The organism is Pseudomonas sp. LABIM340 (assembly GCF_040017195.2).
In the GTDB taxonomy this organism is placed as follows: Bacteria; Pseudomonadota; Gammaproteobacteria; order Pseudomonadales; family Pseudomonadaceae; genus Pseudomonas.
On the sequence record NZ_CM200227.1, the window covers coordinates 4,865,762 to 4,879,419 of the forward strand.

The window sequence follows — 13,658 nt, forward strand, 5'->3', positions numbered from 1 at the left end:
GGCACGCTTAAGGCTCTATGATCAGACTGACAGCCCCGTCGTCAGAACGCGGCGTACGAAAAAGAGCCACACAAGGAACCGTCATGAGCCTCTCCAAGTCCCCGTCCCGTTACGGCAGCCTGTCCATTGCCCTGCACTGGATCATGCTGGTGCTGATCGCCGCCACGTACTTCTGCATGGAGTACCGCACCAACTTCCCCAAAGGCAGCGACACCCGTGCGCTGTTTTCCCAGTTCCATTTCATGTTCGGCCTGAGCGTATTCGTGCTGGTCTGGCTGCGCATCATCGGTCGCTTCATCTACCCCACCCCGCCGATCGTCCCGGCGCCGCCGGCCTGGCAAATGGCGCTGGCGAAGCTCGCGCACCTGGCTCTGTACGGCCTGATGATCGGCCTGCCGCTGGCCGGCTGGATCATCCTCAGCGCCGCCGACAAGCCGGTGCCGTTCTGGGGCATGGAGCTACCGCACCTGGTGGACAAGAACCCGGACCTGGCCAAGCAGGTGAAGTACTGGCACGAGACTATCGCCGTGCTCGGCTACTGGCTGATCGGTATTCACGCCCTGGCCGCGCTGTTCCACCACTACATCAGTCGCGACAACACGCTGGTGCGCATGCTGCCGGGCAAGGGCGAGGCGAAGCCGGAGTAAGCCGTCAGCACTCGTGGGACGCCGGCCCTGCCGGCGGTTCGCGGGCGTGGCCCGCTCCTACAGGGAAATCCCAGAGTCCACCACCAGGCGTCATTCCTGCCGATACGGCAGCGCCGCGCGGGCCTCTTCGGCGTAAGCCAGGATGCCCGCCCTCTCCCCCACCAGGAAATCCTCCACCGCGTCACGCAGCCCTGGATGCCCCAGGCGGTGCCAGGAGCGCGTGATCACCGGCTCGAAGCCACGGATGAGCTTGTGCTCACCCTGCGCCCCGGCGTCGAAGCGCTTCAGGCCATGGCCGATGGCGAAGTCCAGCCCCTGGTAGAAACAGGTTTCGAAGTGCAGCCGGTCGAACTCCGCCAGGCAGCCCCAGTAGCGACCGTACAGCGTGTCACCACCCAGCAGACTGAAGGCCATGGCCACGGGCCGGCCATTCTGGTGGGCGAAGACCACGCGGATCGCCTCGGGCATGCGTTCGCCGATCAGGCTGAAGAACGCTCGGCTCAAGTAGGGCGCCTGCCCGCGCACCTCATAGGTGCTGCTGTAGCAGGCGTAGACGAAGTCCCAGTGCGCCTCGGACAGTTCGCGCCCTTCCATCCAGATGAAGTCCAGCCCAAGCCCGGCGACCTGCTCGCGCTCCTTGCGCAACTGCTTGCGCTTGCGCGAGCTGAGCGCGTCGAGGAAGTCCTGGAAGTCGCGGTAGCCGCGGTTACTCCAGTGGTACTGGCAGCCCAGGCGCTCCAGCCAGCCATCGGCGTCGCGCAGCAGCGCATCGGCGGCGGGGTCGGTGAAGTTCACGTGCACGCCGGAGCAATGCCCTTCGTCCACTTCACCGGCCAGCGCGCCCACCAGGCTCAGCGCCGCCTCGGGCGCGCCCAGCAGGCGGGCGCCGCCGACCGGCGTGAAGGGGATGCCCACCAGCAGCTTGGGGTAGTACGGGATGCCGGCGCGCAGGCAGGCATCCGCCCAGCTCCAGTCGAACACGTACTCGCCGTAGGAATGGCTTTTCAGATAGGCCGGCGCAGCGGCCAGCAAGCGGCCATCGTCGTCCAGCAGCACGCGATGGGACGGCTTCCAGCCGGTACGGCCGCCGACGCTGCCGCTTTCCTCCAGCGCACAGAGAAAGGCGTGACGCAGGAACGGCTGGTCGTCCGGCAACAGGGCGTCCCACTGCTGGGCGTCGACTTCGGCGAGGCGGGAAAGGGTCTGGATTGGCATGGCCGACAGTCTGGCGCGGTGCGCCGGCATTGGGAAGATTCGGCCGGGAAATCTCCGGCAAAGGTGACATTCGCGTTCGTCGGTATCCGGCCAATGGCCTGCCCCAGTGGTCTATGTTGGGGGTTAACGAGGCTTGCCCGCGCATGACGCCGGCACCGTTCCGCTCGCCATCCGCCCTGCATGGGCCATTGGTGAACAGCCAGGAGGACGCCCCATGAGCCTGATGCAATGCGAGTACCGCAAGTACACCATCACCGCCGATGTCGTCGAACACCCCGGCCTGCCAACCCCCTGGGCCGCCGGCTGCCACATCACTGCCCCGGACGGGCAGACCACCAGGCGCAAGACGTTGCCGGTTGAATACGCCTTCATGTCGGACCTGGAAAAGGCCCAGCACGCATCCATCGCCCACGGTAAATGGCTGGTGGACCAGAGCCTGGACCACGACCGCCAGCTGTTCTGATCAGCCGCTTACGTAGCCCGGCTCGTCACTGACCGGCATCTCCGACAGGCGTACCTGAAGCGCCAGGAATTCCTGCGCCGATACCCGCCAGGTCTGCCCCCGTGCCCATTGCGCGCAAACCTGGCGATCCAGTTCCAGTGCCCGCAGGCAGGCGCTGCGCAGGTCGGCGTCCATCACTCCGGTGACGCCCTGTTCCAGCACATCCAGCGGCCCCGCCACCGGGAACGCCGCCACTGGCGTGCCGCACGCCAGCGCCTCATACATCACCAGGCCGAGGGTGTCGGTCAGCGACGGGAAGGCCAGCACGCTGGCACTGCGGTAGGCCTCGGCGAGCTCGTCGCCGTGGCGATAGCCAAGGAATTCCACCTGTGGATAAGTCGCTTCCAGCGCGGCCCGCTGCGGGCCATCGCCCACCACGCGCTTGCGTCCCGGCAAATCGAGAGCGAGGAAGGCTTCGAGGTTCTTTTCCTGCGCCAGCCGGCCGACATAGAGGAATACCGGCTCGTCCGGCGGTGCGCCCGCCCCCGGCTGGAAACGCTGGACATCCACACCCTTTCGCCAGAGCGCGAGGTTGTCGAAGGCGTGATCGGCGAAAGTGCTACGCATGCGCTCGCTGCTGACCAGCACGGCTGCGCTGGGTGCATGGAAGCGGCGCAGGAAGGCATAGCCCCAGCCCAGCGGCAGCCAGGGCCAACGGGTGTTCACGTATTCGGGAAAGCGCGTGTGGATGGCGCTGCTGAACTTCAGCCCCCGGCGCACCAGCCAGCGCCGCGCCGCCCAGCCCAGCGGGCCCTCGGTGGCGAGGTGGACGCAATCGGGAGCGAAGCCGCTGATCTTCTCGCCCACCGTCCACAGGTCCCACGCCAGCGGAATCTCCGGGTAGCTCGGGCACGGGCGGTGACGAAAGTCCTGCGGGGTCAGCAGGCCGACCACGTGGCCCTGCCCTTCCAGTTCGGCCACCAGCGCCTTCAGGCTGGTGACCACGCCGTTGACCTGCGGCAGCCAGGCATCGGTGACGATCAGCAGCCTCATGCCGCCGACTCGACCACCATGGGCTCCTCGGCGCGCGCCTGCTCCTCGGCCAGTCGATAGAGCTGGATGCTGCCGTCCCAGTGCTCGATCAGCGCCGAACAGGACTCCACCCAGTCGCCGCAGTTGAGGTACTCCACCTCGCCGATCTGGCGGATTTCCGCATGGTGGATGTGCCCGCAGACCACGCCATTGAGGCCGCGCTTTTGCACCTCATGGGCAATGGCCTCCTCGAAGTCACTGATGAAGTTCACCGCCGTCTTCACCTTGTGCTTGAGGTACGCCGACAGCGACCAGTAGCCGCAGCCATAGCGGCTGCGCCAGTGGTTGAGCCAGCGGTTGAGGGTCAGGGTGAACTCGTAGGCGGAGTCGCCGAGGAAGGCCAGCCACTTGTGGTAGCGGGTGATCACGTCGAACTGGTCGCCGTGGATCACCAGCAGCTGGCGGCCGTCGGCGGTGGTGTGGACGATTTCGTCGACCAGGCGGATGTTGCCCAGCAGCAGTGAGGAATAGCGGCGCAGGAACTCGTCGTGGTTGCCGGTGACGTAGATCACCTCGGTGCCGCGCTTGCTCATGGTCAGCAGGCGGCGGATCACGTTGGTGTGCGCCTGCGGCCAGTAGATGCCGCCACGCAGCTTCCAGCCGTCGATGATGTCGCCCACCAGGTAGATACGGTCGGCGTGGTAGCGCTTGAGGAAGCCGGCCAGGTGCTCCGCCTGGCAATCGCGGGTGCCCAGGTGGACATCGGATATCCACAGGGTGCGTACCCGTTGTTTCTTCGTCGGCGTCATGCGTTGCGCGCTGCTCATCGTCGGCGACCTCCAGTGGGGTTTCTCCGAGTGTCGACCGGCGCGGTGAAGCGAAGGTGACCGACTCGCGACAGTCCCGTTACAGCCCGCGGCGCGCTAGACTGTCAGCCTGCCCGCCAGCACGAAAAGCAGCCTTGCATGAGCCAGATTCTCTCCCTGCGCCACTACAGCCATGACCACCTCGCCCACAGCCACAGCCATGCGCAGCTGGTGCTCGGGCTGTCCGGCAGCCTGGATTTCGAAGTGGGCGGTCGCGGCAGCCTGGTGACCCGGCAGACCTTCGCCGTGGTCCCGCGTGACGAGCACCACGCCTGCGCCAGCCCCGATGGCAGCCGCTGCCTGGTGGTGGACCTGGAAGACGAGGAAGACCTGCTAGGCGGCCTCGGCCTGCACAGCGATGCCGGCCGCCGCCTGCTGGAAACCCCCGGCCAGCGCCTGCTCAGCAATGACCAGGCACAGCTGGTGCACTGGCTCGCTGGCAGCTCGCTGCATGACCCGGTGCTGGCGCGCCAGGGCGCGATCCTGCTGCTCGCCAGTCTCGCCGCCGGCCAGCAGCGCATCGACGAACCGGCGCAACTGCCGCTGGCCAGCCTCGACAGCTATATTGACCGCCACGCCGCGCACCCGCTGCAGGTGGCCGACCTGGCGCGGCTCGCCGGGTTGTCCGCGGCACGCTTCCACGCGCGCTTCCTCGCCGAAACCGGGCAGACGCCCATGGACTACGTGCGCCAGCGCCGCCTGCAACTGGGCCGCGACCTGCTGCGCGGCTCGCACCAGTCGGTCGGCGAGATTGCCGCGCAGGTCGGCTACGCCTCGCAGAGCGCCTTCACCGCCGCCCTGGTCCGCCAGTTCGGCACCACCCCGCGGCAACTGCGCCAGGAGGCACGCGACAATTCCCGCTAGCCGCGCGACAGACAGCTGCGCGCCCACGGCCTAGACTGCCGGCCATCGAACCAGACAAACCGGGCAAACCAGCGGGAGCAGCGATGTCGGCAGACACCATCGAGTGGCAGGATTTCGAGCGCGTCGAACTGCGCGTGGGCACCATCGTCCAGGCCGAACCCAACGTCAAGGCGCGCAAGCCTGCCTACATCCTCCAGGTCGACCTCGGCCCGCTGGGGATCAAGACCTCCAGCGCGCAGATCACCGCACACTACGACGCCAACGAGCTGATCGGCCGCCAGGTGCTGTGCGTGTGCAACTTCGAGCCCAAGTCCATCGCGGGAGTTCGCTCCGAAGTGCTGGTCACCGGCGCCTACGACAGCGACGAGAAAGTGGTGCTGGCCGGTTTCGACAAAACGCTGCCCAATGGCGCGCGGCTGGCCTGACCTTCGTTTCACCGCGCGCTGGCTGGCCTGGCGCGCTTTTCTCTTACCAGACAAGGCCCCGCCACCGCAGTCGGCGAGCGCACAGGCATGAAGCACGTTACCCAACTCACTCCCCGCGGCGCCCTGATCGGCCTGCACATCGGCGCCCTGATGTTCGGGCTGTCCGGCATCTTCGGCAAACTCATCCTCGCCGGCCCGCTGGTCATCGTCTTCGGCCGCGCACTGTTCGGCTCGCTGTCGCTGGCGGCAGTGTTCGCCGGACACTTGCGGCAGCAGAAACGACCCACGCTGAAACAGGCCGCCATGCTGCTGGGCGGCGGTGTGCTGCTGTGTACGCACTGGCTGACCTTCTTCCTCGCGGTGAAGGTCGGCAACGTCGCCGTGGCCACCCTCGGCTTCGCCAGCTTCCCGGCCTTCACCGTGATACTGGAGGGGTTGCTGTTCCGCGAACGCATCCGCAAGGGCGAGTACCTGGTGGTGGCGCTGGTGTGCATCGGCCTGGTGATGGTCACGCCAACCCTGGACCTGCGCGACGGCGCCACCGCCGGCCTGCTCTGGGGCACCCTCTCCGGCCTGCTGTTCGCCCTGCTGTCGCTGGCCAACCGGGTCAGCGTGCGCGGCATCGACCCGATCCAGGCGGCGCTGTGCCAGAACCTGACGATCATCGCCTGCCTGCTGCCGCTGGTGCTGCTCGACCTGCCCTCGGTGCGGGGCATGGACTGGCTCTGGCTGGTCGCCCTGGGCGTGCTCTGCACCGGCGTCGCCCACAGCCTGTTCGTGGCCAGCCTGCGGCTGATCAAGGCGCGTACGGCGGCGGTGATCTTCGCCCTGGAGCCGGTCTACGGCATCGCCTTCGCCACCGTGCTGTTCGGCGAAGAGCCGAGCCTGCGCATGCTGGCGGGCGGCGTGCTGATCATCTTCGCGACCTTCCTCAGCGCACGTGGGTCGCACTAGGTTTCACTTGCAGGAGCGGGCCATGCCCGCGACTCACGGGCACGGCCCGCTCCTACAGGTTGATGCATGCTTCCCAGGAAGCCCTGGGCAAAAAGAAGGCCGCCGCGCAGCGCGCGAAACTCGAACCTTGCCCCGGGGAGGGAATGCCAAGGATTCATCGCACGACAGCCTGCGTGGCGGCCTGTTCGGTGTGGCGCCTGTGGATAAAGCGCCGGGGAATCAGTTGATGCTGTAGCCGCGCCCACTCAGGCAGGCGCCCAGCGCACGACGGTAAGTGTCGGATTGACCTGCCGGCGGCGCCTGGGTGGCGGCGGCCGGGTCGAAGCCGCTCTGGCCGACGGCCCAGGTATGGCACTCGTAGCGGTCACGGCTCTGCTGCTCAGGCGACTGGCCGCTGGCGGGATAGGCGATCACCTCGTAGCTGGTGGTCGGCGCAGCCTGCACAGCCGGCGGCGTCTCCACCGCGACGTACTGGCGGCGGTCGGCGTTCCACAGGTAGTAGGTCCCGGCGGCGACGAAGTAGAGCATGCTGCCGATCCAGACTTCCCGCGCGTAATCCGGCAGGCCATAGCCATGTCCTGGGCCCCAGCCATGGTACGGACCAGGTCCCGGCCCACCCGGACCACCGGGGCCGCCATGGGGCCCGGCCACCGCCGCAGCCGACAGGCTCAGGGCCAGCAAGGTGGCGACGGATTTGAGCGCGATGCGCGAGGACAACTTCATTTCACCTCCAGTCACGGGCGATCCACCGCCCGCCGTTCGTGGTGAGAATTGTCTCCCGCCCGCCCCCCGCGCAGTGTCAGCAGTCGGTAAAGACTGGGTAAAAAGCCCGATACAAGCGGTATCAGTCCTGTTGCAGCAACCACCGGCAATAGCGCTGCACGCCCTCTTCCACGCCCATCATCGGCGCGCGGTAGCCCGCCTCGCGGAGGAAGGCGATATCGGCGCAGGTGTAGCACTGGTACTTGCCACGCAGCTCATCCGGGAACTCGGTGTATTCCAGCAATCCGGCGCGGATCGCCGCGTCCAGGGTCAGCGGCTGCAGGTCCTGCTGTTCGCGCAGGGTGTTGATCACCGCCAGGGCCACGTCGTTGAACGGCTGGGCGCGGCCGCTGCCGAGGTTGAAGATGCCGCTGCGCTCGGGGTTATCGAGGAAGTGCAGGTTGACCTTCGCCACGTCCTCCACCGAGACGAAATCGCGCAGGTGGCCGCCGGCCGGGTAGTCGCCATATTCGCCGAACAGCTTGACCTTGCCGGTCTCGCGGAACTGGTTGAAGCAATGGAAGGCCACCGAGGCCATGCGGCCCTTGTGCTGCTCGCGCGGGCCATAGACGTTGAAGTAGCGGAAGCCGGCAACCTGGGTGCGAGCGGTGGGCAGCACCTTGCGCACGCGCTGGTCGAAGAGGAACTTCGAATAGCCGTAGACGTTCAGCGGCTTCTCGCAGGAGCGCATCTCGCGGAACTCGTGGCCGCCGCCGTATACCGCTGCCGACGAGGCGTAGAGGAACGGCACGCCCAGCGACAGGCTGGCGTCCAGCAACTCGCAGCTGTAGCGGTAGTTGTTGTCCATCATGTAGCGCCCGTCGCGCTCCATGGTGCTGGAGCAGGCACCCTGGTGCAGCAGCGCGCGCACCACGCCGAAGTCACCGCGGGCGTAGCGCTCGATGAAATCGCGCTTGTCGAGGTAATCGCTGATGTCGCAATCGGCGAGGTTGGCGAACTTGTCGCCTTCGGTCAGGTCGTCGACCGCGATGATGTCGGTCTCGCCGCGCTGGTTCAGCGCCTTGACGAGGTTGCTGCCGATGAACCCGGCAGCGCCTGTGACGATGATGCTCATGGCGGGCATCCTTTGCGGAGAATGGATGCCACCAGCCTAAAAGCGAGACGCAAGTCTCCTTTTGATGTGAAGCAAAGAAGTTAGCCAGCTATCGAATTAATCTGCCGTGCGGTACAGCTGGGATTCAGGAGCGGTCGTTGTGGCCCAGGTCGCGCTGCGGATCGATGCGGTCGCGCACCCGCTGCTTGAGCACCTTGGCCTCGGGGAAACCGCCGTCGGCCTTGCGCTCCCAGATCTGCTCGCCGTCGCAGGTAATCTGGAAAACCCCACCGGTGCCCGGTACCAGGCTGACCTTGCCGAGGTCGTCGCCGAAGGTGCTCAGCAGCTCCTGGGCCAACCAGGCGGCGCGCAACAGCCACTGGCATTGGGTGCAATAGGTGATGACGATTTCGGCTTTGGCTTCGGCTTCGGACATGAATCAGACTCTGCTGTAGGACGCGAACCTATAATACCGGTCTGAAACGCCCTACCGGACTCTTCTCTTCATGCGCCGACTGCTGTTCGCCCTCCTCCTGCTCCTTCCCCTCGGCGCCCTGGCGGCGAATACCCCACCGAAGATCGGCCTGGTCCTCTCCGGCGGCGCGGCGCGCGGCCTGGCGCACATCGGCGTGCTCAAGGCGCTGGACGAACAGGGCATCCACGTCGACGCCATCGCCGGCACCAGCATGGGCGCGGTAATCGGCGGCCTGTACGCGGCGGGCTATACGCCCAAAGAGCTGGAACAGCTGGCTTTGGGGCTGGACTGGAAGCAGGCGCTGTCCGACTCGCCGCCCCGGGTCGACGTGCCCTTCCGCCGCAAGCAGGACGACCGCGACTTCCTGGTGAAGCAGAAGCTCAGCTTCCGCGACGACGGCACCCTCGGCCTGCCGCTGGGCGCGATCCAGGGGCAGAACCTGTCGATGCTGCTGGAGAGCCTGCTGGTGCATACCAGCGATACGCGCAACTTCGACCAGCTGGCGATCCCCTTCCGCGCGGTCGCCACCGATATCTCCACCGGCGAGAAGGTGGTCTTCAGCAAGGGCCACCTGCCCCAGGCGATCCGCGCCAGCATGTCGATCCCGGCGGTGTTCGCCCCGGTGGACGTCAACGGCAAGCTGCTGGTGGACGGCGGCATGGTCGACAACATCCCGGTGGACGTGGCGCGGCAGATGGGCGTCGACGTGGTCATCGTGGTCGACATCGGCAACCCGCTGGCGGACCGCAAACAGCTGACCACGGTGCTGGACATGCTCAACCAGTCCGTCACCCTGATGACCCGCAAGAACTCCGAGGCGCAGCTGGCCACCCTGAAGTCCAGCGACATCCTGGTGCAACCACCCCTGAGCGGCTACAGCTCCACCGACTTCGGCCGCGTGCCGCAACTGATCGATGCCGGATACCGTGCCACCAGCATCCTCGCCCCGCGCCTGGCGACACTGCGCAAGCCCGCCGACGCCGAGGCGGTAGCGCTCACCGAAGCGCGCGCACCAGGCGAGCGCCAGCCGGTGATCGACCGAATCCAGGTGGAGAACAACTCCAAGGTCAGCGACGACGTCATCCTCCATTACATTCGTCAGCCGCTGGGCGAGCACCTTGATCTGGAGCGCCTGCAGAGCGACATGAGCACCCTCTACGGCCTGGATTACTTCGACCAGGTGCAGTACCGCGTGGTGCACAACAAGCCGGGCGCGGACGGCAAGTCCGACAACGTGCTGGTGATCCACGCGTACGGAAAGCGCGGCGGCACCGACTACCTGCGCCTGGGCCTGAACCTCTCCGACGACCTGCGCGGCGACAGCACCTTCAACGTCGGCGGTAGCTACCGCATGAACGGCATCAACCGCCTCGGCGCGGAATGGCTGACGCGCCTGCAGATCGGCGACCGCCAGGAACTCTACAGCGAGTTCTACCAGCCGCTGGACGTCGGCTCGCGCTACTTCGTCGCGCCCTACCTGTTCAACCAGGCGCAGAACGTCGAGGCCACCGACAACGACGATCCCATCGCCGAATACCGTCTGGAGCGCTACGGCTACGGTCTCAACCTCGGCCGGCAGATCGCCAACAACGGCGAGATTCGCCTCGGCGTGGCCCAGGCCTTCGGCAAGGCCGACGTGCGAGTCGGCGAGCAGGACCTGCCCGACTACCACTTCAACGAAGGCTACGCCCAGTTGCAGTACTCCTTCGACACCATGGACAACGTCGACTTCCCCCGCGAGGGCGAGAACATCCAGACGTCCTTCCGCGAGCACACACCGTCCCTGGGCGACGACGACCGCTATCGGCAGTGGGAATTCCAGCTCGACAAGGCACTGAGCAGCGGCCCGAACACCTGGGTGCTGGGTGGCGGCTACGGGCGCACCCTCGACGACGCGGATGTGGTGGTGTCGAGCTTCCTGCTCGGCGGCGCGCGACAGCTCTCCGGCTACCGCCAGGACGCGCTGGCCGGGCAGAACTACAGCCTCGGGCGGGTCATCTACTACCGGCGCATGACGGAGCGCTCCTTCCTGCCGCTGGACTTCCCCTTCTATCTGGGCGGCAGCCTGGAGCGCGGGCGGGTATGGAACAACGACAACAGCTACGACACCGGCTACGTCAACGCCGGCAGCATCCTGATGGGCTTCGAGACGCCGCTGGGGCCGCTGTCCTTCAGCTACGGCCTGAACGATGCGAGCGAGCATGCGGTGTACATCAACCTGGGGCGTAATTTCTGAGGCATGCGCTCAGTGGCCCCGTGTAGGAGCGGGCCATGCCCGCGAACGCGGACACCTGATGCTCAGCGCGTGCTGACGGAAGCGCCTTACAGACGCTGTTCGCGGGCACGGCCCGCTCCTCCAGGGTGTGCCGGGAGCGATTCCCTGCAGGTATGAAAAAGCCCGGCATCGGCCGGGCTTTTTCATTAGTGCCGTGGATCAGGCAATCAGCGCCAGCAGCTCGCGCGCTTCGGCCTTGGCCTTGGAATCGCCACTGGCGATCACCTGCTTGAGGATACCGTAGGCCTCTTCCAGGTTGCCCTGGTCGATGCACTGGCGGGCGCGGTCGAGGCTGGCCAGCAGCTCGTCGTGCTCGTGGCCGATATCGTCCGGCAGGTCGAAGGTCAGCTCCTCCTCCACGCCCATGGTCTTGCTGCCATGGCCGAACATCTCGCCGTGCTCACCCAGGTCCAGCTCGGTGATTTCGGGCAGCTCGTGCAGATTGCTGCGGAAGTCCGACGGCACTTCCTGTGCGGCCTTGGGTGCAGCAGCCTTGCCTTGTTTGGTGGAGTCGAAGGGGTTGTCGAGCTTGTCCCAGTCCAGGTCCAGCGACAGGTCGCTGAGGTTCATCGCGAAGTCCGGTTGGTCCTGCGCAGCCCTGGGTTGCTCAATGGGAGTAGCCACGGGCTCGCCCAGTTCCAGGTCGTCCCAGTCGGTGAGCGTCTCGCCGGTGGGCGGTTGCAGGGTGTCTTCCGGGCGAATCAGCATCGCCGGGTAGCGCGACTTGAGCTGGTCGATCTGCTTCTGGTCGCCGCCGGCGGCCACCAGGGCGTGCTCTTCCTCATGGAAGCCGGCCACGTCGCCCAGCTCGGCCAGAACCAGCAGCAGCTTCATGCGCAGTTCGCGGCGATTCGGCTCGGCGTTGACAGCCTTGCGCAGCATGTCGCGGGCCTGGGTGAAGCGGCCATAGGCGATGTAGATATCCGCGCCTTCCAGGCTGTCCGCGCTGGCGGCGGGCAGACGGGCAACGCCCGGTTCCGGTGTGGCGACCACCACCGGATGCGGCGTCGGCACAGGAGCCACCGCCACCGCGGCAGCCGCCAACGGCTTGGCCTGCGGAAGCGGTTTCACCGGCTCGGGCGCAGCCGAGCGCAGGGGCGGCATCTCGACCGGCTTTTCCTCGCGCTTGCGGCGGGCGAACAGCAGGCCGACGAGCAGAGCGCCAAGGGCGCCCGCACCCAGCCAGGGCCAGTAGTTGAAACCGGAGCCCTGGGCATCCTGCGCCGGGGTTGCCGACTGTACGACGCTCGGGGCGGGGGTGTCCTGCTGCGTCGGTGCCACGGAACTGGGAGCGGCGGGCACGGCATTGGTCGGGGCGTTGCTGGTCGGTGCTTCAGTTGCCGGGGCATTGGCTGCCGGGGCATTGCCCGAGGCTTCCGCGCCCTGGCGGCGATCCAGTTCGGCCTGCAGCGACTGCACCTGCTGGTCGCGGCTCTGCAGGGCCTGCTGGAGAGATACCAGCTGCTTCTGCAGATCGTCCATACGCTGGTTCATCTGGTCACGTTGGGCGTTGGCCAGGAGCAGGTCGGCTTCCACTTTGTTGGCGACGCTGGCATCCGCAGCCGGCGCCGTCGGCGCGGCAGCGTTGCCCTGGGCCTGCGCCGCAGCGGTGGCAGGCGCCTGCGTCGCACCGGCGGGCTGCTCGGCCGCCGCCGATGGCGCGGCGGAAGCTGGCTGCGGTGCCGAGGCAGTGTTAGCGCTGCCGGCGTGCTGCTGGCCCTGCGGTAGGATCAGCGTCTGGCCCACCTTCAGGCGGTGCGGGTCGCCATTGACGAAGGCCTGCGGGTTCAGCGCGACGATGCTGTCCATCAGCTGCGCACGGGAGGCGCCGCTGCCCGTCAGACGCGAACTGATCTTCCACAGGGTGTCATTGCGCACCGTGGTGTAGCGGCCATCACCCGCCGGCAGCGGCGGTTGTGCCGGCGCACGGTGCACGGGCTCCGGGCGGTAGGCGTCAGGACGGTAACCGGAAGAGCGCGAAGGCGCGACGTCGCGCGCCGCGACATTGGCGGCCACGCTGCGGTTGGCGCTGTACTCCGGCGGATCGATAAGCACGGTGTACTCGCGCAGCATGCGACCGTTGGGGCGCTCCACGGCGATCAGGAAATTCAGGTAAGGCTCATGCACCGGCTGCGTGGACACCACCTTGATGTAGCCACGACCATTGCGGATCACCGGGGTGAAGCGCAGGTTCTGCAGGAACACGAAGCGGTCGACGCCAGCGTTCTCGTAGTCGGCGGGACTGGCGAGCTTCGCTATGAGTTCGTCGGAGGTCATGTCGCCGGTTTCGAGCAGGGCGATCTCGGCATCCAGCGGCTGGTTCAGCCCGGAGTGCAGCGTGATATCGCCGAGCCCGAGGGCATTCGCGTGAGCGGAGACAAAAACCGAAAGTGCGGCAAGCGTCAGCGGAATTCTATTTATTCGAGCCATAACCCCATCCCATTGTCCGGGTCTGCACGCCATTCCCTGACCGCTCTAAAGCGGCAGGTTGAACCTGTCCACACACTGGAACCATGCCGGACTGCAGACCGCAACGCACCACTCCTCTGTACCTTGCAGGGTACAGGCCGTCTGATATCACGGATTAGGTGGTGCTCAGGGTTTGGTCAAGATAAATCGTCGAAAAACCGGCGAATGGTTAAGGGGT

Annotated in this window: 13 protein-coding genes; 6 read left to right on the forward strand and 7 right to left on the reverse strand. The window is 66.6% G+C overall.

From position 1 onward, the window contains the following. Positions 1-83 precede the first annotated feature (83 nt). The gene (locus ABKS89_RS22260; protein WP_138215192.1) at positions 84-647 is read left to right on the forward strand and encodes a cytochrome b; all 564 of its coding nucleotides are present in this window, start codon (positions 84-86) and stop codon (positions 645-647) included. Between the two features lie 90 nt (positions 648-737). Here ABKS89_RS22260 and ABKS89_RS22265 read toward each other — a convergent pair whose 3' ends face one another. Beyond that, positions 738-1,862 (reverse strand): GNAT family N-acetyltransferase, encoded by a 1,125-nt coding sequence (locus tag ABKS89_RS22265; RefSeq protein ID WP_348587098.1) that lies wholly within the window; start codon positions 1,860-1,862, stop codon positions 738-740. A gap of 214 nt (positions 1,863-2,076) precedes the next feature. Between ABKS89_RS22265 and ABKS89_RS22270 the strand changes: the two genes are divergently transcribed. Beyond that, positions 2,077-2,325: a hypothetical protein gene (locus ABKS89_RS22270; protein WP_081520280.1), complete on the forward strand. Its 249-nt coding sequence runs from the start codon at positions 2,077-2,079 to the stop codon at positions 2,323-2,325. Here the strand turns inward: ABKS89_RS22270 and ABKS89_RS22275 are convergent, their stop codons facing one another. Next, complete coding sequence (locus tag ABKS89_RS22275) at positions 2,326-3,357, reverse strand: glycosyltransferase family 4 protein (protein ID WP_348587100.1); 1,032 nt, start codon at positions 3,355-3,357, stop codon at positions 2,326-2,328. Further along, positions 3,354-4,163 (reverse strand): UDP-2,3-diacylglucosamine diphosphatase, encoded by an 810-nt coding sequence (locus ABKS89_RS22280; RefSeq protein ID WP_348587102.1) that lies wholly within the window; start codon positions 4,161-4,163, stop codon positions 3,354-3,356. The genes ABKS89_RS22275 and ABKS89_RS22280 overlap by 4 nt, the downstream gene beginning before the upstream one ends. 138 nt (positions 4,164-4,301) lie before the next feature. Between ABKS89_RS22280 and ABKS89_RS22285 the strand changes: the two genes are divergently transcribed. From ABKS89_RS22285 to ABKS89_RS22295, 3 genes are all read left to right on the forward strand, one after another. Continuing rightward, complete coding sequence (locus tag ABKS89_RS22285; protein ID WP_138215196.1) at positions 4,302-5,066, forward strand: helix-turn-helix transcriptional regulator; 765 nt, start codon at positions 4,302-4,304, stop codon at positions 5,064-5,066. Between the two features lie 83 nt (positions 5,067-5,149). Next, complete coding sequence (locus tag ABKS89_RS22290; protein ID WP_138215197.1) at positions 5,150-5,491, forward strand: tRNA-binding protein; 342 nt, start codon at positions 5,150-5,152, stop codon at positions 5,489-5,491. Between the two features lie 87 nt (positions 5,492-5,578). Further along, a complete protein-coding gene (locus tag ABKS89_RS22295) occupies positions 5,579-6,445 on the forward strand; it encodes a DMT family transporter (RefSeq protein WP_138215198.1) in 867 nt (288 codons plus the stop codon). A 219-nt stretch (positions 6,446-6,664) separates the two neighbouring features. Here the strand turns inward: ABKS89_RS22295 and ABKS89_RS22300 are convergent, their stop codons facing one another. The 3 genes from ABKS89_RS22300 to ABKS89_RS22310 all read right to left on the reverse strand — a co-directional run bounded on the left by ABKS89_RS22300 (position 6,665) and on the right by ABKS89_RS22310 (position 8,697). Next, positions 6,665-7,168, reverse strand: coding sequence for a hypothetical protein (locus ABKS89_RS22300; protein ID WP_081520274.1), 504 nt, complete (start codon positions 7,166-7,168; stop codon positions 6,665-6,667). Between the two features lie 121 nt (positions 7,169-7,289). Then, entirely contained in the window at positions 7,290-8,282 is a 993-nt protein-coding gene (rfaD, locus tag ABKS89_RS22305; RefSeq protein WP_348587104.1) for an ADP-glyceromanno-heptose 6-epimerase, read from the reverse strand. A 124-nt stretch (positions 8,283-8,406) separates the two neighbouring features. Then, a complete protein-coding gene (locus ABKS89_RS22310; protein ID WP_348587106.1) occupies positions 8,407-8,697 on the reverse strand; it encodes an Rdx family protein in 291 nt (96 codons plus the stop codon). A gap of 70 nt (positions 8,698-8,767) precedes the next feature. On the opposite strand from ABKS89_RS22310, the gene ABKS89_RS22315 reads away from it, so the two are divergent. Beyond that, complete coding sequence (locus tag ABKS89_RS22315) at positions 8,768-10,972, forward strand: patatin-like phospholipase family protein (RefSeq protein WP_348587108.1); 2,205 nt, start codon at positions 8,768-8,770, stop codon at positions 10,970-10,972. Positions 10,973-11,170: 198 nt separating this feature from the next. Here ABKS89_RS22315 and ABKS89_RS22320 read toward each other — a convergent pair whose 3' ends face one another. Continuing rightward, complete coding sequence (locus ABKS89_RS22320; protein WP_348587110.1) at positions 11,171-13,441, reverse strand: FimV/HubP family polar landmark protein; 2,271 nt, start codon at positions 13,439-13,441, stop codon at positions 11,171-11,173. Between the last annotated feature and the right edge of the window lie 217 nt (positions 13,442-13,658).

Coding starts and splice junctions, on each gene's coding strand:
- ABKS89_RS22285 (WP_138215196.1), top strand. CDS start 4,302: ATGAGCCAGATTCTCTCCCTGCGCCACTACAGCCATGACCACCTCGCC.
- ABKS89_RS22295 (WP_138215198.1), top strand. CDS start 5,579: ATGAAGCACGTTACCCAACTCACTCCCCGCGGCGCCCTGATCGGCCTG.
- ABKS89_RS22275 (WP_348587100.1), bottom strand. CDS start 3,357: ATGAGGCTGCTGATCGTCACCGATGCCTGGCTGCCGCAGGTCAACGGC.
- ABKS89_RS22270 (WP_081520280.1), top strand. CDS start 2,077: ATGAGCCTGATGCAATGCGAGTACCGCAAGTACACCATCACCGCCGAT.
- ABKS89_RS22290 (WP_138215197.1), top strand. CDS start 5,150: ATGTCGGCAGACACCATCGAGTGGCAGGATTTCGAGCGCGTCGAACTG.
- ABKS89_RS22260 (WP_138215192.1), top strand. CDS start 84: ATGAGCCTCTCCAAGTCCCCGTCCCGTTACGGCAGCCTGTCCATTGCC.
- ABKS89_RS22310 (WP_348587106.1), bottom strand. CDS start 8,697: ATGTCCGAAGCCGAAGCCAAAGCCGAAATCGTCATCACCTATTGCACC.
- ABKS89_RS22315 (WP_348587108.1), top strand. CDS start 8,768: ATGCGCCGACTGCTGTTCGCCCTCCTCCTGCTCCTTCCCCTCGGCGCC.
- ABKS89_RS22320 (WP_348587110.1), bottom strand. CDS start 13,441: ATGGCTCGAATAAATAGAATTCCGCTGACGCTTGCCGCACTTTCGGTT.
- ABKS89_RS22280 (WP_348587102.1), bottom strand. CDS start 4,163: ATGAGCAGCGCGCAACGCATGACGCCGACGAAGAAACAACGGGTACGC.
- ABKS89_RS22265 (WP_348587098.1), bottom strand. CDS start 1,862: ATGCCAATCCAGACCCTTTCCCGCCTCGCCGAAGTCGACGCCCAGCAG.
- ABKS89_RS22300 (WP_081520274.1), bottom strand. CDS start 7,168: ATGAAGTTGTCCTCGCGCATCGCGCTCAAATCCGTCGCCACCTTGCTG.
- rfaD (WP_348587104.1), bottom strand. CDS start 8,282: ATGAGCATCATCGTCACAGGCGCTGCCGGGTTCATCGGCAGCAACCTC.